The 19453-nt window shown below is 63.4% G+C and carries 21 protein-coding genes; 9 read left to right on the top strand and 12 right to left on the bottom strand.

Features of this window, described 5'->3' with window-relative positions:
* From BSF79_RS17885 to BSF79_RS17870, 4 genes are all read right to left on the bottom strand, one after another.
* Window positions 1-538, bottom strand: a 538-nt coding sequence (locus BSF79_RS17885) for an IS6 family transposase (protein WP_090271192.1), incomplete at its 3' end; no start/stop codon positions are given.
* 149 nt (window positions 539-687) lie between these two features.
* The gene (locus tag BSF79_RS17880; RefSeq protein WP_090271191.1) at window positions 688-3789 is read right to left on the bottom strand and encodes an efflux RND transporter permease subunit; all 3102 of its coding nucleotides are present in this window, start codon (window positions 3787-3789) and stop codon (window positions 688-690) included.
* Complete coding sequence (locus BSF79_RS17875) at window positions 3786-5084, bottom strand: efflux RND transporter periplasmic adaptor subunit (protein WP_139246489.1); 1299 nt, start codon at window positions 5082-5084, stop codon at window positions 3786-3788. Before BSF79_RS17875 ends, BSF79_RS17880 begins: the two co-directional genes overlap by 4 nt.
* A gap of 5 nt (window positions 5085-5089) precedes the next feature.
* Window positions 5090-5587, bottom strand: coding sequence for a cytochrome b (locus BSF79_RS17870; RefSeq protein WP_090271189.1), 498 nt, complete (start codon window positions 5585-5587; stop codon window positions 5090-5092).
* A 96-nt stretch (window positions 5588-5683) separates the two neighbouring features.
* On the opposite strand from BSF79_RS17870, the gene BSF79_RS17865 reads away from it, so the two are divergent.
* A complete protein-coding gene (locus BSF79_RS17865) occupies window positions 5684-6298 on the top strand; it encodes a TetR/AcrR family transcriptional regulator (RefSeq protein WP_090271188.1) in 615 nt (204 codons plus the stop codon).
* The gene (locus BSF79_RS17860; RefSeq protein ID WP_090271187.1) at window positions 6291-6668 is read left to right on the top strand and encodes a hypothetical protein; all 378 of its coding nucleotides are present in this window, start codon (window positions 6291-6293) and stop codon (window positions 6666-6668) included. The genes BSF79_RS17865 and BSF79_RS17860 overlap by 8 nt, the downstream gene beginning before the upstream one ends.
* Before the next feature lie 347 nt (window positions 6669-7015).
* Here BSF79_RS17860 and BSF79_RS17855 read toward each other — a convergent pair whose 3' ends face one another.
* Window positions 7016-7696 carry a FadR/GntR family transcriptional regulator gene (locus BSF79_RS17855; protein WP_090271186.1) on the bottom strand — a complete coding sequence of 227 codons (681 nt, stop codon included), beginning with the start codon at window positions 7694-7696 and terminating at the stop codon, window positions 7016-7018.
* 85 nt (window positions 7697-7781) lie between these two features.
* Here BSF79_RS17855 and BSF79_RS17850 point away from each other — a divergent pair, with 85 nt between their 5' ends.
* Complete coding sequence (locus BSF79_RS17850; protein ID WP_090271201.1) at window positions 7782-8531, top strand: sulfite exporter TauE/SafE family protein; 750 nt, start codon at window positions 7782-7784, stop codon at window positions 8529-8531.
* Between the two features lie 35 nt (window positions 8532-8566).
* Here the strand turns inward: BSF79_RS17850 and BSF79_RS17845 are convergent, their stop codons facing one another.
* The 5 genes from BSF79_RS17845 to BSF79_RS17820 form a co-directional block, all read right to left on the bottom strand.
* Entirely contained in the window at window positions 8567-9520 is a 954-nt protein-coding gene (locus tag BSF79_RS17845) for a DMT family transporter (protein ID WP_245776449.1), read from the bottom strand.
* A gap of 996 nt (window positions 9521-10516) precedes the next feature.
* Window positions 10517-10807 carry a DUF6522 family protein gene (locus tag BSF79_RS17835; RefSeq protein ID WP_090271184.1) on the bottom strand — a complete coding sequence of 97 codons (291 nt, stop codon included), beginning with the start codon at window positions 10805-10807 and terminating at the stop codon, window positions 10517-10519.
* On the bottom strand, window positions 10794-11036 hold the full coding sequence (locus BSF79_RS17830) for a hexameric tyrosine-coordinated heme protein (RefSeq protein ID WP_090271183.1): 243 nt from the start codon (window positions 11034-11036) through the stop codon (window positions 10794-10796). The genes BSF79_RS17835 and BSF79_RS17830 overlap by 14 nt, the downstream gene beginning before the upstream one ends.
* A complete protein-coding gene (gene ccoS / locus BSF79_RS20130) occupies window positions 11029-11355 on the bottom strand; it encodes a cbb3-type cytochrome oxidase assembly protein CcoS (protein ID WP_245776448.1) in 327 nt (108 codons plus the stop codon). Before ccoS ends, BSF79_RS17830 begins: the two co-directional genes overlap by 8 nt.
* A 22-nt stretch (window positions 11356-11377) precedes the next feature.
* A complete protein-coding gene (locus BSF79_RS17820; RefSeq protein ID WP_090271181.1) occupies window positions 11378-11794 on the bottom strand; it encodes an Rrf2 family transcriptional regulator in 417 nt (138 codons plus the stop codon).
* Between the two features lie 136 nt (window positions 11795-11930).
* Here BSF79_RS17820 and BSF79_RS17815 point away from each other — a divergent pair, with 136 nt between their 5' ends.
* The 5 genes from BSF79_RS17815 to BSF79_RS17795 are packed head-to-tail and all read left to right on the top strand — an operon-like array spanning window position 11931 to window position 15389.
* Window positions 11931-12338 carry a group III truncated hemoglobin gene (locus tag BSF79_RS17815; RefSeq protein ID WP_245776447.1) on the top strand — a complete coding sequence of 136 codons (408 nt, stop codon included), beginning with the start codon at window positions 11931-11933 and terminating at the stop codon, window positions 12336-12338.
* A gap of 15 nt (window positions 12339-12353) precedes the next feature.
* Complete coding sequence (locus BSF79_RS17810) at window positions 12354-12830, top strand: hemerythrin domain-containing protein (protein WP_090271180.1); 477 nt, start codon at window positions 12354-12356, stop codon at window positions 12828-12830.
* Window positions 12827-13510, top strand: coding sequence for a 5-formyltetrahydrofolate cyclo-ligase (locus BSF79_RS17805; RefSeq protein ID WP_090271179.1), 684 nt, complete (start codon window positions 12827-12829; stop codon window positions 13508-13510). The genes BSF79_RS17810 and BSF79_RS17805 overlap by 4 nt, the downstream gene beginning before the upstream one ends.
* Window positions 13507-14712, top strand: coding sequence for an NnrS family protein (locus BSF79_RS17800; RefSeq protein WP_090271178.1), 1206 nt, complete (start codon window positions 13507-13509; stop codon window positions 14710-14712). Before BSF79_RS17805 ends, BSF79_RS17800 begins: the two co-directional genes overlap by 4 nt.
* A gap of 11 nt (window positions 14713-14723) precedes the next feature.
* Window positions 14724-15389, top strand: coding sequence for an NnrU family protein (locus tag BSF79_RS17795; RefSeq protein ID WP_090271177.1), 666 nt, complete (start codon window positions 14724-14726; stop codon window positions 15387-15389).
* Window positions 15390-15392: 3 nt separating this feature from the next.
* On the opposite strand, the gene BSF79_RS17790 is transcribed toward BSF79_RS17795, so the two are convergent.
* Both BSF79_RS17790 and BSF79_RS17785 read right to left on the bottom strand, forming a co-directional pair.
* Window positions 15393-15704 carry a carboxymuconolactone decarboxylase family protein gene (locus BSF79_RS17790; RefSeq protein WP_090271176.1) on the bottom strand — a complete coding sequence of 104 codons (312 nt, stop codon included), beginning with the start codon at window positions 15702-15704 and terminating at the stop codon, window positions 15393-15395.
* A gap of 11 nt (window positions 15705-15715) precedes the next feature.
* A complete protein-coding gene (locus tag BSF79_RS17785; protein WP_090271175.1) occupies window positions 15716-16414 on the bottom strand; it encodes a cyclic nucleotide-binding domain-containing protein in 699 nt (232 codons plus the stop codon).
* A 259-nt stretch (window positions 16415-16673) separates the two neighbouring features.
* Between BSF79_RS17785 and BSF79_RS17780 the strand changes: the two genes are divergently transcribed.
* A complete protein-coding gene (locus BSF79_RS17780; RefSeq protein WP_090271174.1) occupies window positions 16674-19397 on the top strand; it encodes a nitrate/nitrite transporter in 2724 nt (907 codons plus the stop codon).
* The last annotated feature ends 56 nt before the right edge of the window (window positions 19398-19453 follow it).

Below are 19453 nucleotides of genomic sequence, written 5' to 3'. Positions count from 1 at the left end.
TGGCTGCGTGGTCGCTCTCGATCAAGTTGTTTCGCCGTTTCTTGTCGATATGCCGAATACTGTCGAAATGTGGGTCGTATCGATGATTGATCTCGCGAATAACACGTCGGTAGGTCGGGGCTTTGTCGGTACATATCGTGACGGGGCGATGCAGTCGCACGCGTTCAATCGCTTTGTTGAGAAAGGCTTTAGCAGCTCTTGCATCGCGCCGCGCGGTGAGGCGAAAGTCAATCATTTGGCCATTTGCATCGACAGCACGCCACAAATAACGCCACTTGCCACCGACGCGGATATAGGTCTCGTCCACATGCCAGTCTAGGCTCGCACGGCGCAAGTGCGTCTCGGCCCGCTTGGTCAGTTCAGGGCCGAACTTCTGCACCCACCGATAAACTGTGGGTCGGTCAACCGCGATGCTGCGCTCTTCCAGCAGGTCGACGACGTCCTGATAGGAGAGCGGATAGCGCAGATACCAACGCACGGCGCACAAAATGATGTCACGTGGAAAACGGTGATGCTTGAACGGTGACGTACGCGGCATCTTCGACCTCAAAAACCTAAACTTGGCCAAACCCGGCGATTAATGCAACAGTCCCGTATATTCCATGCATCGATTGTGAGCGAGTCGCAGCGAGAGATCTTTGCAGTAGATCAAACTTGCAGCCCAAAAGATGCCTTGTCTTGTGGGCGTCAGGATCGTGGCCCCGTCACGTCGGGTGACCGGGGGCCACCCCGGATATCCTCGAGCGCGGCGTAGAATGCAGGCAACACCAATAGGATCAAGACCGTTGCCGCCAGTAGGCCGAACACCACGGAAATCACCAGTGGTTTGAGCGTCTGGGCCTGGGTCGAGGTTTCCAGCAGCAAAGGCGCCATGCCCATGATCGTCGTCGAGACCGAGACGAAGACGGGGCGGAACCGCGACCGAACGGCCTCTCCGGCGGCCAGCGCGGCGGAAAGTCCCTCGGCACGGCGGGCGTTGATCACGCCGACCAACAGGATGGCGTTGTTCACCACGATCCCCGCGAGCGAGGCTGCCCCCACCAGTGATGGCATCGAGATGTTGTAGCCCATCAACACATGCCCCCAGATCACCCCCAGAAACGCCAGTGGGATGGTGATCATCACGATCAGCGGTTCGACATAGCTGCGGAACTGGAAGCTGAGCACGAGGTAGATACCCACGAGCCCGATCAGGAACCCGCGCAGGATCGAGGCGACGGTCTCCGCCGAATTCGCTGCCTGACCCCCGATCTCGAAGCCGAGGCCGGGGGTAGTGGCGGCCAGTTCGGGCAGGAAGCCCTCGGCAAGCCGTACAGTGATCGCGTCGGCATTGCCGATGCGGCCGTCCACATCGGCCGCGACGGTCAGCGTGCGCAGCCCGTTGCGGCGCGTGAGGGTGCCCCAGCCGCGCGCCTCTGTGATGGCGGCAATGCTCGAGAGCGGCACAGTGCCGCCACTCGGCAGGGCAATCTCGAAGACGCTCAGGTCAGCGCGGGCAACACGGTCAGCATCGGCCAGCTGCACTTCAAGATCCCAGGCCAGATCGCCGCGCCGGATTTCCGCCAGCTGCGTGCCAAGAAAGGCTGCGCGGAGCTGGCCTGCCACATCCGTGGCAGTCAGCCCCAAGGCCTCGGCTCCCGGCGCGAGGTTCAGCCGCAATTCGGGCGCGCCGGGGCGCAAGTCGAGGATCGCGTTGCGCACACCGGCATAGGTTTCGAGTTCCGCCAACATGGCGCGGCCTGCGGACTCTAAGGTGGCGAGGTCGGGGTGGGTCAGGCGCAATTCCACCGCAATGCCCTGCGGGCCGATCCCCGGCTCGGTCAGGATCAACGAAGATACACCGGGCAGCGGCCCGATCTCCGCGCGCCAGAGCGTGACGATCTCGTCCAGCGTGCTGGCCCGTGTTTCGGCCCCCAGAAGGTCCACCGCTACGGTGGCGACATGGGCGCCCGTCTCGCCTGCCGACAGGTTGCGGCCCAGCCAGGTGATGCGGCGGACAACAAGCGCTTGCATCTCGGGTTGGTCGGGGGTCAGACGCGCGTTCACGCGGTCAAGCGCCGCCTCGACCTGTGCGACGGCTTGGCCCGTGCGCGCCAACGGGGTGCCTGCGGGCAGTATCAGCCGCGCCTCGAGCACGTCGCCATCGATCTCAGGCATCGCCTCGCGTTTGACCACGCCGCCGCCCAAAGCGCCGACGGTCAGGATCAAGGCCCCTATGGCCAGGCCAGCGACCAGCCAGCGCCAGCGGATCGCGGCATCGGCCAGTCGGCCCACGCCCCTCTCGCGCAAGATGTCGAAGCCCGCGTCGAAGCGGATGCGGAAGCCGGACGGGGCAGTGTCCTTTATCCCGGCTTTCAGGTGATGGGGAAGGATAAAAAAGGCCTCGATCAGCGACGCGGCGAGCGCGGCCAGCAAAACGACCGGAAGCACCTCGAGCACTGCGCCCAGTTCACCCGTAAGGAAGGCTAAAGGCAGGAACACCGCCAGCGTGGTCAGGAAGGAAGAGACAACGCCGGGCGCCACGGCGGCGACCCCTGTAGCCACGTTGTCGACCGTGGCTCCCTTGGCGGCGTGCACCGCGATGGAGTCCGTGATCACGATGGAATCGTCCATCACGATCCCGATTGCCATCAACAGGGCAACCAGCGTCATCATGTTCAGGCTAAGCCCGGTCAGCGCCATCCAGACGAAGGCCCCCGCGAACGCCACGGGCAGGCCCATCGCCGCCCAGATCGCGAAACCAGGGCGGAAAAACAGACTCATGACGACAACCACCAACACAAGGCCGATCACGCCGTTCTGCACCAGCATCACCAGACGGTCGCGGATGATGGATGTCACGTCCTGCACCACTTCGACCGTGATCGTGTCGGGCAGCCGCGCGGTTTCCTGGGCCACCAGCGCTGCAACACCGTCAAGCACCCGCAGCGCGTCGGCATCCAAGGCCTTTGACACGTCGAGCACGATCGCGGGGGTGCCATCGACAAAGGCGCGATCCTGTGGCGGCTCGAAGCGTTCCTCGATCACCGCAACGTCGCCCAACGTCAGCGTTGCGCCATTCGGAAGGACCAGCACGTGGATCGTGGCCAGCGCCGTGGCCGTGTCGCGTTCTGCGGTGAAACGCAGAGTCAGGTCGGCGCTCGGCCCCTCCAGAGTGCCAGAGGGCAGGTCGATGTTCTGCGCGGCGATGGCGGCAGCCAAGGCGGCGGGGGTCAGCCCGTGGCTGTCGAGCACGGCGCGCGTGGCGGTGATGGAAAGCGTCCGGTTGCCGAGGCCCCCGCGCGTCACGCGGGCGACACCTGGCAGGGCGGTCATGCGATCCGACAAGGCGTCGGCGTAAAGATCCAGTTCGCCCAGCGGTAGATCGCCCGAGATCGCGACGGAGGTGACCAGATCGGAACGGTGCAGCTCGCGCACGACGGCGGGATCGGCACGGTCGGGAAAGGTATCGATGGCCGACACCTCGGTCCGCAGCGAATTGACGAAACGCAACGCGTCATTGCCTGGTGCCATGGTCGCCACGGCGCGCGCGCGGCCGGTTTGCGCGGTGCAGGTGAAGCTCTCCAGCCCCTCGACCCCCTGCACCCCATCCCAGAGCGGCGCGCAGATCGCGGTTTCCACGTCCTCGGCGCTTGCGCCCCGGTAGGGCACTGTCACCTCGGCCTCGACCGCGCGGAAATCGGGGAATGTCTCGCGCAACAATCCCGGTGCGGCAAAGGCGCCCGCCGCAAGGAACAGCAGGAGCAGCAGGTTGCCCGCCGTAGGGTGACCGGTGAACCAGCGGATCATTGTGGGGCCTCGACCGGGGTCAGGGCCATGCCGGGGATGGCCGGCGCAAGGTCGTCGATCACCACGCGGTCGCCAGGGGAAAGGCCGTCTGTAATGATAACGCGGCCCTCCTGCGCGAAGGTGGCGGTGACCGGCCGCAATTCCAGCAGGTCGTCGGGGCCAAGGATACGCACAAAGCCACCATGCAGCGCCACCTCGGGGATCGCGATGATTCCAGCAATGGAGGCGCCCGAAAACGAAAGCTGTACCTGCATGTTGGGCATCAGTGGCAGGCGTCGGGGTGGGTCTGCGCCCGCGTAGGGATCATCAACAATTACCACGACCGGTACAGTGCGTGCGCGGGCATCCAGCGCGCCCTCGATCCGGTCCACACGGGCGGTCCAAATCTGTCTCGGGTCCGACAGAGGGCTGAGCGTCACCTCGATCCGCGTCGCGGGTATGTCGCGCATCATGTCGGTTAGGGTGATGCCCTCCGGCGCACTTCCTAGCAGTCGTCGAAAGCTGTCGATCGGCAGATGCGCCACGACCTCGGCCGCCGCGATCCCGTTGCCGCGGATCACCACCTGCCCAGGGGCGACCGTCTGAAAAAGCTCTGAATTTACCTCATTGACCCGGAGGTCGAACGGTGTCGTCAGGGTCGTGCGGTCGAGCGAGCGGCGCGCTCGGTCGATGGCGGCTTGCGTCCGCGCGGATTGGGCACCGATGCGCTCTTCACGCGACGGGATCAGGGCCAAAGTGTTCTCAAGCTCGGCCACCGTGCGGCGTGCCAGAAGCGTGGCGCGCTCGGCCTCGTCGGCGCGCGATTGGGGGACGGTGCCCTGTTGGGTCAAGGTCCGGGTGCGCGTCAGATCGGCCTCGGCCAGCGCCAGCCGGGCGCGTTCCAGTTCGAGGATGCGGCCAGTGTTGGCAGCCTCGGCGGTCAGTTGCGCCCCCTCGGCCTCCAGCACTGCGAGATCGGCCTGCGACTGCGCCAACGCCAATTCGTAATCAGCGGGGTCGATCCGCAGTACTTCGGTGCCCTCGGGGATCAGGCGGCCGGGTTCGAGGTCAGGGTGTCGCCAGATCACCTCGCCCTGCACCTCTGCAACGGCGACCCAGGTGTCGGCCACCCGCAGGTTGCCCCAGGCCGTGGCGGTCGGGCGGATTTCATCCGCCGCGACGGTCATCACCCGGACAGGCAGGGCGGGCGCCCCTCCGTCGATCTGGTCCGGTCCGGGGGCCGAGGCGATCATCCAGACCGCCGCGGCGATGCCGAGCGCGATGGGTGGCAAGGCAAGGAGGGGAGCGAGGCGCATGGGGTTCAGCCCTGTGCCCGGCGCATCCGCGCCAGCGTACCGTCACGTAACACGAACTGATGGTAGAGCGCGCCGACCACATGCAGGGCGACCAACGCCAGCAGGACAATCTTTAACACATTGTGCCCCTTCGCTGCGGCTTCGACCCCGCCGAACCACGCGACGGACCCGCTGACCGGCATCAGGATCATCAGCGCGTAAAGCCCGACATGGGTGAGCTTCGCGAGAATGCCTCGCACCTTGCTGGCCTCGATCGCCTGGGGCACCCCACGCCGGGTGCGCAGGGTCAGCCGCCACAGCGCGAAGATCATCACCAGCGCACCGCCCGCCACATGGGCCAGCACGAGCGGGTCAAACCCTGCCTCCAGCCCATCAGTGATGCGGTCCCAGGTAGCCGACATCGCATCCTTGAAGATGTATTGCTGAGCAATGAGCGCGAAGACGAGCCAGTGAAGTGCTATCTGCAGGCGGGAATAGCCGGTGGAGGCGTTTGAGGCCGGCATGGCAGGGGTCCTTTCGGTCAGGGTGCGCGACTCGGGATAGAGGTTGCGGTTACCAACAGTGTATGTTAGTGAGTTATAACTAACAAGAGGTGATACATGTCGGGCCGTCAAAGCGCGGAAGATCGGAAGACACAGATCGTGGCCGAGGTGCTGCGACTGGCCGATGAGATCGGACCGGACCGGCTGAGCACGACGGATGTCGCACGCGCCATCGGCATCAGTCAGCCTGCGATTTTCCGACATTTTCCCACCAAGGGCGCGCTCTGGCTGGCGGTGGCCGAAGATATCGCAGGCCAGTTGCAGCGTGACTGGGCCGCAGCCGAGGTCGGGGCGAGCGAGCCGTACGCGCGCCTGAAGGCGCTGGTCGGTGCGCAACTGACGGCCATTTCGAAAACGCCTGCGCTGCCGTCGATCCTGTTCTCGCGTGAGTTGCAGGTGGACAATGAAGGCCTTCGCGACGTGTTTCAGGACCTTCTGGGCATGTTTCAGGGGCGTCTTGTCGCCGCGATCCGGGAAGGCCAAGCGCAGGGCGATCTGCGCCGAGACGTCAGCCCGGAGGATATTGCCATCCTCATGACGTCGCTGGTGCAGGGGGTCGCCATCCGTTGGACGCTGGGCGCACGTGGGTTTTCTCTCGTTCGGGAGGGCCTGCGGCTCTTCGATTTCCAGGTGGCGTTGATGCGTGAAAGCGAGGGGATGTCCCATGACTAGGCCGCTATTGCTGCCCCGCATTGCTGGTGGGGTTGCTACCGTCTTCGGCGTCGCGACTGTGTTTTCCGGCATCACGACCCTTCTGGGCGCGCTCGACATGGGGGCCGTCGTTCCGTTCGTGTTGTGGTTCAACACTGCCGCCGGGCTGGCCTATGTTATCGCAGGTCTTGGGCTTTGGCTGGGGCTTCGATGGGCCTTTCCGCTTTCACTCGCGATATTTGCAGCAACGCTACTGGTCTTCGCGGGCTTCGGCCTGCACGTCACCCGGGGTGGCGCATACGAGATGCGGACTGTCTTTGCCATGGCGCTGCGCAGTACCATCTGGGGGGCGATTGCTGTTATCGCATGGCGGAGCCGGGCGCTGACCTGATCCGGGGGGTAGGGCCGGGCCACCTGCCCCTCCGCTGCATCGGGGAGGGGCGCTATCCGCGTCCATTCGCTTGCTCTTTCGCGACTGGCCCACGCCCAAGTGACCGGTCTGGCGAAGCAGGCATCACCGACGCGTTGCGATGCGGATTTCTCTCCCCCACCCTTCTCAGTGGCGAGTCTCACAGCAACGTAGGCGACTGAATGCTATCGTACCCACGGTTCAAGCTCGACCTCGTCCTCCGGGGTAACGAGCAGCCGCTCGAACGCATGCAGGGGTTGATCGCCACATTCCGAGTGCACCAAAAGCGGACAATGATTGCCCCGCGCGGAGGATCGCGCCTGTCACGGTCAGCCGTCCACCGACATGTCCGTCATGATCGTTTCTAGATGCTCCGTCATGAACGCGCGCGCCGCCACCGGATCATGACTTTCTATTGCGTCGACGATCCGCCAGTGCTGATCGCTGTGCAAGGTCTGAAACGTTTGTGTTCCGATGCGCCGGTAGGTCCGTTCCCATTCCCGCTGCCAGGCGACCCGGCGGCGGACCCCGGAGAGGTAGTTCAGAAACCCGGATAGGATAGGATTGCCGGAAATCTGCGCAAGCGCCCGGTGAAACGCGTCATCCGCCTGTTCGCAGGCGGCCCGGTCGCGGGCTGAGCGCCCGGCTCCGACCTTTTCGCGCAAAAGCGCCACGTCGCTTGCGTCAGCGAGACGCGCCGCCTCGGCCGCGACCATCGGTTCGAGCAGCATGCGCGCCTGCATGACATCGGGCGGTGTGGCCCCCTCGATCAGGAGCGTTTCGCGTACTGGCATATGGCGCGGGCGCGCGCCGCGAAACGTACCCTGACCAACATGTCGCCAGACCTCACCGTCTTTTTCCAGCCCGGCGAGACACGCCCTGAGGGTTTGCCGGGAACAGTCGAACCGTGCGGCCAACTCTCGTTCGGACGGAAGCCGCTCGCCGGGCGTCAGGTCCATCAGGATGGTCAGCATCTCTGGGTGGATTTCCGTCGCAGACCGTCGCGCCATGAGTGTCCCCTTTGTGAACCAATTTGCAGACCATTTGAAACTGGTGCAAGGGCTTGCGCAAACCAAAAACAGGATGTGCGCCATGGTGACCGACTTGCTCTTGCTCTGCCTTGCCGGGACTGCGGCGGGGCTGCTCAACGCCGTCGCGGGCGGCGGAACGTTTTTGAGCCTGCCCGCGCTGATCTATGTTGGCGTGCCACCCGTCGCCGCGAATGCGACCGCGACCCTGAGCGCGCTGCCAGGGTACATGAGCAGCGCCTGGGGGTTCCGAGGCGACATGCGTGCAGAAGGGACGCTAGGACTTCGCGCAATCCTCTGTCTTGCCGCTCTGGGCAGCATTCTCGGCGCGCTGCTGCTCATCGTGACACCGGGGGAGACATTCCTCTGGATCGTGCCTTGGCTCTTGATGCTGGCTACCGCACTGTTTGCCGTCGGTCCGAAGCTGCTGATGCTCCTGCGCCAACGGGGGGACGGGATTGCCGGTCCGGTGCTGTCGGGCGCCGCGATCCTCGCCGTGTCGATCTTTGGCGGCTATTTCAACGGAGGGCTGGGGATCATGCTGCTGGCGACGTTCGGCCTTTTGGGACATGTGGATCTGCACGGGATGAACGGGTTGAAGAACGTCATGGCGGCGGTCCTGTCGTTTGTTTCAGCCGCTGCCTTCGTTTGGGCCGATCTCATCGCTTGGGAACAGGCCGCCGTCATGGCGCTGGGTGCGATGGCGGGTGGCTATGTCGGCGCGAGGCTGAGCCGCCGGATCGTGCGCACCGATCTTTTGCGCGGGTTCATCACCTTGGTCGGCGCGTCAATGACTGTCGCCTTCTTCGTCATGTAAGTCCGCGGGCGGCGATCAGCCGCCCAGCTGAGATTTCAGCGCCCGCCACGCCGCCGGCGCGGGACGCATGCATCTTGCTGACGTTCACGGTGGACGATGTAGGCGCCCGAGCCGAGAATGATCGCGACGCCGAGCCAGGTAAGCCCATCGGGGAATTCCGAAAATACGAAGAACCCGGCGGCCGTGGCGCCGACGATCTCCAGATACTGGAACGGCGCCAGAGTGGTGGCCTCGGCATGGCGGAACGCTTCAGCGATAAGCACAAAGCTTGCCGCCGCGAAGGCGCCGCAACCGAGAAACGCGCCCCAGGTCCATGCGGGCCGCATCAGAGGCGCCAATTCGATGCCACCAGCGGCGTACAGAACGCCCACGACGACGACCATGCCGATCGCGGCGTAAACCGTCGCACCGCATTGCACCGTGAGCCCCGAGCGGGTGGCGCAGGCGCGACGCAGCACGATCATATTGAGCGCGTAGGCCGTTGCCGCGACGAGCGGCAGCAGCGTGGCCAGACCAAATTCGGAAAAGCCGGGCCGGATGACAATCAGTGCGCCCACCAGCCCGACGCTCACAGCGGCGTAGCGGCGCGGCCCCGCGACCTCGCCCAGCAGCGGGCCGGCCAAAAGCGTCAGGATCAGCGGCTCAGCGAAGAAGATCGCGATGGCAGTGGCGATCGGCATGACCGAGAACGCGGTCACGAGGCTCGTCAGCGTGATCATCACCAGCAGGCCGGACAGCGCGACGACCGGCGAGAACATCGCGCCGCGCAATTGGCGACGCAACAGAACCACGACCGGCAGCAGGCAGAGACCCTGCGCCAGCAGGCGCCACATGGTCACTTCAACAGGCCCAATTACGTCGGTCAGGATCTTGGCGAACGTGTCTCCGACCGGGAGAAGCAGCATGGCAAACGCCATGAAGATCATGCCGATGTTCGTGGTCGACAAGACGGGCGCGGCGGCGCGGTTCAGGATCAGAGCTTGACTCATGACGTCACCTAACAAGGATGGCTCCCGCAGCGCACTGCAGGAGACACGTCCGGGCGTTCAGGACGGATTTCGGAAAGGAAAGATGGGTGCGGCCAGCATGACGCCATCGCGCAGGCAACATTGGGTGGCTAGTAGAAAGAGGCGTCTGTGTCAACGACGCCCCCAATCCCCTCCCGGACTCTGACGGATTAAGGATCCGCATTCCTTCGCGAACGAGAAGCATCGGACTTTCTGGAAACCGTGCAAGCCTTAAAAAAACAAGCACCATATTCCTGACGCAGCCGATTCAAAAGCGGCGACGGTGACTTCAATCCGGATTGCCTGGACACGACCAAACGGGCATTTCTCATTAGTCCCAAAGACTTCAAGGGTCCAGCGGCGGCTTCTGATATTCACGGGGGTCACAATGCCCTCGCCGGGTATCGGCACGGTGCTAACGCCCGGCATGGTTATCTCGATTGAGCCGATATTGACGAACCCCGAGGGCCACCGGGGGCAGGAGGCTGCTGCGAGCACCACATCCCCATCATCTCCACGCCAGTTCATCCCCGGCGCAGGGAAGCCAACGACGTAAGGCTTTCAAGGCCCGTCCATGGCTTGTCCCACGCGCGTCCATGAGAATTGGAGGCTGCCGGGCTGGCGACTAGATGCCTTCCCGCCGCCCGAGGAATATCTCAAGATACGTGAAGTCATGCCGGCGTATCCAAGTAGGTCACGGCTCGATTCGAGTTCGAAAAGTATTGCGTTCGTGCGCAATATCGCGGCTGCGATCTCTGCGTCGTCGAGTTCGAGGGCCATGTCGACGATGATCTCGGTCACGTCCCAGACGAGCTGATGATCAATTCAGACGATGTTTATGCGTTCGGTCGCCGGACGGAACTCTCCGACGCACTCCACGTTGCGTCGCATCTTCCCGTTCATTTCCGGACGTCTCCATGCCAGACGGTGTGTGCCATAACCTCGAAAGGCGGGACATCGGCACGCATGCCACTTTCTTCAAGATCCTGTTGTGGCTGGTGTTCCCTGCGCCGTTCTCCGGCGGACCGGGAAACCGGCACGTTTCAACACCTGGCCGTGCCCATTGACAACGAACCGGACGGCCCGTTCCTGATAGAAGAAGGTCAGCCTCCAGCGGCCGTCGTCCTCGCCCACGCCTGTCTCCGACTGGGATGTGATCCTGTTCGTTCGCATGCCCTGCCGAACTGCGGCTTCGCTCAGACCGAAGGCACTCGCCAGCAAGTCGGCAGGCACGATAAAGCCGCTTCCTTTCCGTTCAATCGTCGACATCTGGCGCCCTCCAGTAGTCGTTAGCTGCGGCTACTGTTGCAAAATGCGTGGCCACGATCTGGCTCGATGCGATCAGTGCATTGGCGTCCTCGGCATAGATCGGGCGTAGCTTGTCGCGCACATCGGCATCGGGCTGCGTCATCTTTACCGCGACGCGCGCCATCTTGACCGCAAGGTCATAGCCTTCCTGCGGGGTTGCTGTCTTCAGCGTGGGGAGCCAATCAGTCATCGGGCTTTCCTTTCTCGTCTTCGGTTTCCATTTGGCCAATGACCCGCCATGCATTGCCTTCGAGATCGTCGAACTGTTGGTGGCGCGTGGCCCAGATGAATGCTCCAAGGCCGATCAATCCCATGCCGATGGAAACGGGTATCAGCACCAGCAGGGCCGTCATTCCGACTCTCCGCCGATCGCGCTCCAGGCGTGCCACGTTCCATGGCCGAGCACGGGAAAGACGGGCACCAAGCCCAGGATCAAGGCCGAGCATGGCCATCGCGACCGACAGGCCCAGGCCGATGCGTCTTTCCTGGGGTGTGAGGGTTGCAATCAAGTCGGTCTCTCGTCTCGCAGGTTCAGGCCGCGCGGGCGGGTTTCAGAGCGATGTCGGCAAGCGTGGATCCGTCGAGATCCGAGAGAAACGCAGCCTCCGCGGAGCGGAGCCGTGCCTTGAGGCGGCACTGTCCATCAATCGAACAATCGCCCCCGTCGGCCGCGAAGCACTCGACGAGCGGCTGACCCTCCTCCAGCAACCGCACGACTGCGCCGAGGCCGATCTCGCTCGCGGACTTTGCGAGCACGGCGCCACCGCCGCCACCGCGTCGCGTCTCGATCAATCCGCCGCGGGACAGCCGCTGCATGATTTTCGCGAGGTGATTGCGCGACAGGCCGAACTCATCGGCCAGTTCGGCGGAGGAATAGGCGCGCTCGGGCTCGCTGGCCATACGCATCAGCATGCGCAGGCCATAGTCGGTGAAGGAGGTGAGGCGCATCTGCGTTGATCTCCACTCTGAATAGGTATTTACAATACCGATTATCAGGCATAAAATGTTTTGCAAGAGCGAAATGCCGGAGCAATCGATGACACCCCAAAACAATAGACCACAAATCGCATCGGCCAGACCCAAAATGACCGCGGCCATCACGGTCGAAACAGGCCTCGACGAGCAGGTGCTGCGCTCACTCGTCGAGCGTTTCTACGACAAGGTGCGCACTGACGCGGTTCTCGGGCCGATCTTCGAAGCCCGGATCTCCGACTGGTCGCCGCACCTGGACCGCATGGTGGCCTTCTGGTCATCCGTTGCGCTGATGACGGGGCGCTATCACGGTCGGCCAGTGCCGGCTCATGCCCGGCTGCCGGTCGATGCGGCGCATTTCGAGCGCTGGCTTGGTCTGTTCCGCGCGACGGCGCGGGAAACCTGCACGCCTTCGGGTGCTGCGCACGTGATCGAGCGTGCCGAACGCATCGCCCGCTCGCTGCAAATGGCGGTTGAGGATGCGAAAGCCGCCCCGGACGATGTTCCCAAACTGTGCTGAAGGGAGAAGAGTAAGATGACCGAAGCAGCCCCCATTCACGAAACCGCCGCGCTAACCCGCTACATTGAGGTGCGCTATCACGCCCGACATCGCGCGCAACTGCCAGCCTTGGTCAAATTGGCCGAAATGGTCGAAGACCTCCATTGCGATGACACTGGCGTTCCGAAGGGGCTCTCTGATCTCCTTGCCGGAATGGTGGGCGAAATGGAGGTGCACATGAAGAAGGAAGAGCTGATCCTCTTTCCGGCGATCCGAAAAGGTGGCGGCCTCGGCCTCGAACATCCGATCGCGGTGATGCGTGCCGATCACGACAGTCATGCCCATGAGATCGACCAGATACGGCGTCTTACCCATGACATGACCCCTCCCGCCGGGGCGTGCACCAGCTGGGCCACGCTCTATGACGGCCTCGAGGAATTCGTGGACGATCTGACCGAACACATCCGACTGGAGAATGACGTGCTGTTCCCGAAGTTCGAGCCCGCAAGATGACCAAGAACGGGACCTATTCCTCGCCGCCCTGCACGGCGGCCGAGGTCGATCCTGCCTATTTCGACCCACTTGGCGTCGACCCCGAGCAGGCGCGCGATGTTGCGCGCTGGCGCCGGGCCGAACGGGCACGCCTGGCCGGGCTGAGGGAGGGCCTGGGCCAGGCCGGGCGGGCGCAGGTTTCGGACAGGATCGCGGGGCATCTGGGGAGGGTGCTTGCGACGCGCGGGGTGAGGCGCGGATGCGTCCTGTCAGGCTACTGGCCGATCAAGGGGGAACCCGACCTGCGCCCTGCCTTGGCAGATCTGCACCGCGCGGGCGTCACCATCGCCCTGCCAGTGGTCGAGAAGCGCGCCGCGCCACTGGTGTTTCGCCGCTGGACACCCGAGACAAAGCTGGTGCGCGGCGACTGGAACATCCCGGTTCCACCACCTGAGGCCGACGAACTGACGCCCGATACCGCGCTCGCCCCCTGCCTTGGTTGGGATGGGGCATGTTTCCGTTTGGGCTGGGGCGGTGGCTATTTCGACCGGACGCTGGCCGCGCTGGTGCCGCGCCCCCTGACCATCGGCATTGCCCCTTTCACCGCGCGATTGCCGACGATTTTTCCGCAACCCCATGATATCCCGCTCGACCTGATCCTGACCGAGGACGGCGTCGCGGCGGAAAGGAAACACAGATGACCACCACGACCGAGCAGATGCGCGCCTGGACCGGCCCTGCGATCCTGACCTTCGGGTTCCGCCCGTTCTTTTTCGGCGCAGCAGTCTGGGCCGTGCTGGCAATGGCGCTTTGGGTGCCGATGCTATCGGGGCACCTGATGCTACCTACGACATTCGATCCGGTCTCATGGCACGCGCATGAGTTCCTGTTCGGCTATCTGGGCGCTGTCGTAGCGGGGTTTCTGCTGACCGCGGTCCCGAACTGGACAGGACGCTTGCCGATCGTCGGCTGGCGGCTGGGGATGCTTGCGGGCCTTTGGCTGATGGGGCGTGTGGCGATTGCAGTCTCTGGAAGCGTGCCTGCGCTGCCGGTTGCTATGGTCGATCTGGCGTTTCCTGTTGTCTTTGCGCTGCTCATAGCGCGTGAGATCGTGGCGGGCGAGAACTGGCGCAACCTGATCGTGCTGGCGATGCTGGGAGTCTTCATTCTTGGCAATGCTCTGTTTCACTGGGAAGCGGCACAGGGCGATTACGCGGCCCAAGGCTACGGCCTGCGTCTGGGCCTTGGCGCAGGCATCATGATGATCGCCGTGATCGGCGGCCGTGTGGTGCCGTCCTTCACCCGGAACTGGCTGGTGAAACGGCGCAGTGCCGTCCTGCCCGTGGCGCCGATGCAGACCTTCGACAAGGCGGCGCTGGTGGCGCTGGCGCTGGCGCTCGTGCTGTGGGTCGCCCTCCCGCTTGGGGCTTTGACCGGGGTGACCCTTGCCGTGGCAGGCGTATTGCACGCGCTGCGACTGGCCCGTTGGGCGGGGCATCGGACTTTTGCCGAACCGCTGGTGACAGTGTTGCACGCGGGCTATGCCTTCGTGCCGCTCGGGGCCTTGGCCTTGGCCGCGGAAATACTGCTGCCTGGCTCGTTCGGGATGGCGGGCGCGCAGCATTTCTGGATGGCAGGTGCCGTAGGTTTGATGACCCTTGCTGTGATGACACGCGCTACGCTTGGCCATACTGGGCAGGATCTGAGGGCAGGGGCAGGGACTGTTACGATCTATCTGGCCCTGATCCTGTCCGTATTTGCGCGGGTCGCGGGCGGCGTATGGCCTGAATTCTCTGGCCCCTTGAACACTGTGGCGGGGCTGTTCTGGACCCTTGCCTTCGGCGGCTTTGCGGTCATCTATGGCGCGCTCTTGCTGCGCCTGCCCGCTGCCAAGCGGATCTAAGGTGCGCATCCATGGGATGGTTCGAGTTCGCCCTCGCCTATGTCGTGTTCTTCCTGTCGCATTCATTGCCCGTGCGGCCGCCGCTTAGGCCCTGGCTTCAGGCGCGACTTGGCGCCCCTAGCTTCACGCTGGCCTACTCCGCCCTGTCGCTCGCAGTGCTGGCATGGCTGATCGCGGCGGCGGGCCGCGCGCCGCATGTGACCCTTTGGGAGTGGGCGCCATGGCAAGTTCATGTGCCGCTGATCGTTATGGGGCCGGTTTGCGTGATCCTTGCGCTGTCCATCGGGCGTCCAAATCCGTTTTCCTTCGGGGGTGCGCGCAACGACCTGTTTGACCCGGCAAGACCCGGCATCGTGCGGTGGTCTCGTCATCCGCTGCTTGCTGCGCTGGCGCTTTGGGCGGCGGCCCATATCCTGCCGAACGGGGATCTGGCCCATGTGATCCTGTTCGGCACCTTCGCCGTCTTTGCGCTCCTGGGCGGTCGGCTGATCGACCGGAGGCGCCGCCGCGAGATGGGAACGGCGTGGCAGCGCCTGCGTGTGGTGGTTGAAGGCGCGCCGCGCCTGTCTTGGCGCTGGTCGGGAGACATTCTTGCGCGGCTCGTGGCCGGGATTTTCCTCTATGCGACGCTTCTCTTGGTGCATCCCGTTCTGTTTGGCGTCAGCCCGCTTCCGTGATCATCAGTCCTCGATGTCTTCGATCCAGGTCTTCGCGGCGACGGCACGTGGCAGGCCAAGCGGGCCGATGGCCAGCATCGCGACCTGTGTGATCGCCGCAGGTTCGATCCCCTCTGATCTGGCGCGACGGGTGTGGGAGTGCACCGCGCCTTCAGATCCAGCGCCAATGGCAAGCGCGAGCTTGACGAGACGCCTTTCCCGGGGCGTCAACGGGCCACAATCGGCGCTCGACTTGCCCAAGGCGGCATAGGCCTTCCAGACATCAGGATATTCTTCGGCGAGGTCTCCGGCAGCGCCGGGCATGGGTTTGGTCATCGGTCTGTCCTTCACGTTGAAAAGTCGTCGATCAGCGGATTGGGTTTTGCAAAATGCTCAATATCCGCCTGATTGCCAATGGTGATGCGGGTGCCGGTCACAGTGACGCCGTAGGGCTGGAGGCCCTTGAAAGCACGGCTGAGGTTTTCTGGGGTCATGCCGAGGACCGAGGCAAGGCGACGCTTCTCGAAGTCCAGTTCGAACTCCGTCCCGCCGCCAGCATGCCTTTGTTGCCGGAGCAGGTAATTCGCGAGCCGTTCGAGCGATGTCCTGAGCTTGAGATCCTTCTGTGCCTTGATCACCGAACGATAACATTGCGCCAGTTCTGTCACGATCGCGCGGGCGAAGTCGCTATCGGCGTCGAAGATCGCGCGCACGTCCTGGCTAGGAATCAGCGCAATACGGCTTTTCTCCAGCGTGCGCGCCGACATGAGGTAGGGCCCATCCTTGATCGTCGCGGCAAGAATGAAGGTCGAAACTGGCCTGACGGTGGCCATGCTCGTGTCCCGGCCATTCCACGCAGAGAACAGATCGACCGACCCGGAAATGACGATATGAAGAAAATCGCCTGGCTCTCCTTCGGTAATCAATTCGATTTGCGCAGGGAAATTCTGGACGTAGGCGCCGCGCATCAAGGCGGTGAAATGTTCATCAGCCATCTGCGCAAAGAGATTCAGTTGTCTAATATCCCGGTATTCTGAATCGGTCATTCCGTCCCCCTTTCCGCTAATGTCAGATCAACAATAGTCACCAAATGGATTGATAAATGTCAAGCGACTGCTTGACGGCTAGTAGATTGTGTCTTGATCCATTCTTATGCAGTGAATGACATATTTCTGTAAGTCATTTATTTCGTTATTCTTTTCTTCGTTTCTTGATCTGAATCAAATCATCCGCGCCGCTTCGGCCGCAGGTCTGTCCATGAACCCCACGCAGGGGTAACAGCGCTATTCTAGCCGGAGACACGCCATGCAAACCGTCGCTACAGCTTCACACGCCGATCAGGCTCGCGCCCTGAGCTTGAGTACGATCGCCTTTACCGCCTGTTTCGCAGTCTGGACGATCTTTTCGATCATCGGTGTCGCCATCAAGGCCGAACTCAACCTCAACGACACCCAATTCGGCCTTCTGGTTGCAACACCGATCCTGACCGGCTCCATCACCCGCCTGTTCTTGGGCGTCTGGACGGAGAAATACGGTGGGCGGCTCGTGTTCTCAAGCCAGATGATCCTGACCGCGCTTGCGACTTGGGCGCTGACGCTGGCGCACACGTATTATATGTATTTGTTCTCCGCCCTATTCATCGGCCTGGCTGGTGGCTCTTTCATCATCGGTGTCGCTTATGTCAGCCGCTGGTATGACGCGGGCCATCAGGGCACGGCCCTTGGCATTTTCGGCGCAGGCAATGTTGGCGCAGCGGTCACCAAGTTCGTGGCCCCCTTCGTCATGGTCGCCTATGGATGGCACGGCGTGGCCTATGTCTGGGCAGCTGCGCTCGCCATCATCGGTGTGCTGTTCTTCCTGTTTGCCAAGGATGACCCTGAACTGGTCGAACGGCGCCGGACTGGGGCCAAGGCGCCGACGCTGGCACAGCAATTCGCCCCGCTGCGCAACCTGCAGGTCTGGCGCTTCTCGCTCTACTATTTCTTCGTTTTCGGTGCCTTTGTGGCCCTTGCGCTGTGGATGCCGCACTACCTGATCGACGTCTACAGCGTGGATGTGAAGACGGCGGGGATGGCGGCAGCGTCATTCAGCCTGTCGGCCTCGCTCTTCCGGGCCTATGGCGGACACCTGAGCGACAAGTTCGGTGCGCGCCAGGTCATGTACTGGACCTTCGGCTTCGCGATGATCCTGCTGTTTATGCTGTCTTACCCGCCAACCGCCTACGTCATCCAGGGCAAGAACGGCCCCATCTCATTCTCGACCCAGTTGGACTTCTGGCCCTTCATCGCAATCCTGTTCGTGCTTGGCTTCTTCATGAGCCTCGGCAAGGCCGCTGTGTTCAAGCATATCCCGGTCTACTATCCCGGCCATGTCGGCGCGGTTGGTGGCCTTGTGGGCATGATCGGCGGGCTCGGCGGGTTTCTCTTGCCGATCGTCTTTGGCGCGGCGCTGGACCTGACAGGTATTTATACCTCATGCTTCGCGATCCTGTTCGGGCTTGTCGCGATCGCGCTGACCTGGATGCATATGTCGATCCGCGCCATGGAGCGCGCCGCCCATGGTCCGGCACTCGACGAATTGCCGAGCTTGCCGGAGATGCAGACCATTCACGTTCCGGGCAAGACGGTCATGCCGCGGGTCCTGCAGGACTGGCGTCCGGAGGAGGCCGATTTCTGGAAGGACAAGGGCCGAGCCGTTGCACGCCGCAACCTCTGGATCTCGATCCCCGCGCTGCTTCTGGCCTTCTCGGTCTGGATGGTCTGGTCGGTCGTCGTCGCGCGTCTGCCCGCCATCGGGTTCGACTTCGCGCCGGGCCAGCTGTTCTGGTTGGCGGCCCTGCCGGGTCTGTCGGGCGCGACGCTGCGCATCTTCTACAGCTTCATGGTGCCGATCTTTGGCGGGCGGCTGTGGACGACGCTGTCGACCGCATCGCTGCTGCTGCCTGCCATGGGCATCGGATATGCGGTGCAGAACCCCGACACGCCATACCTCATCTTCCTCGTTCTCGCGCTTCTGTGCGGCTTTGGAGGCGGTAACTTCGCCTCGAGCATGGCCAATATTGGCTACTTCTTCCCGAAGGCCGAGAAGGGCAACGCGCTGGCGCTGAATGCCGGGCTGGGCAATCTGGGCGTGTCGGTGATGCAGTTCCTCGTGCCCATCGTCATCACTGCGGGAGTGTTCGGGGCGCTAGGCGGGCAGCCGCAGACCATGTCCGACGGCGGGCAACTGTGGATGCAGAATGCTGGCTTCGTCTGGGTGCCATTCATCCTCGCCGCCACCGTCGCCGCGTGGCTCGGCATGAACGACATCGCTGATGCGCGGGCCAGCTTCGCCAGTCAGGCTGTCATCTTCAGCCGCAAGCACAACTGGCTGATGTGCATCCTCTACACCGGCACCTTCGGCAGCTTCATCGGCTATTCGGCAGGCTTCCCGCTGCTGACGCGGCTGGCCTTCCCCGAGGTGAACGCGCTGAACTACGTGTTTCTCGGGCCGCTGGTGGGGGCGCTCAGCCGCGCCGGAACGGGCTGGATCAGCGACCGCTTCGGCGGTGGTCGGGTGACCTTCTGGACTTTCGCTCTGATGATCGTGGCCACGTTCGGCGTGATCACATTCCTCGGCCTCGGCTCCTTCATCGGCTTCTTCGCCTGCTTCATGGCGCTCTTCTTCCTGACCGGTGTTGGCAACGCCTCCACCTTCCAGATGATCCCGGTCATCATGGGCCGCGAAGTTCCGCGCCTGATGCCGCATCTTAGCGTCGAGGAACGCAAGCGGCAGATTGCCATGGAGTCCGGCGCGATCGTGGCCTTCACCTCGGCCATCGCGGCTTACGGCGCCTTCTTCATCCCCAAGGCGTACGGCACGTCCATTGCGATGACGGGCTCTGCGGTCGGCGCGCTCTGGGCCTTCCTGATCTTCTACGTGATCTGCGTCGCCATCACCTGGGCGGTCTACACGCGCCCCGGCGGCCTGCTGCACGACATCGAACATAGCCGCGCCCCGCAAGGCGCTGCCGCGCAACCCGCACAATGACCCAACCGCATTCCCGAGCGTCGCAGGTCGCCGCCCGGACCCAGACACCCGAAAGG

This window comes from Thalassovita taeanensis, from assembly GCF_900110775.1.
GTDB classification, from domain to species: domain Bacteria; phylum Pseudomonadota; class Alphaproteobacteria; order Rhodobacterales; family Rhodobacteraceae; genus Litorimicrobium; species Litorimicrobium taeanense.
Note: the sequence above shows the minus strand (reverse complement) of the source record. Positions and strands in the feature narration are given on the sequence as shown.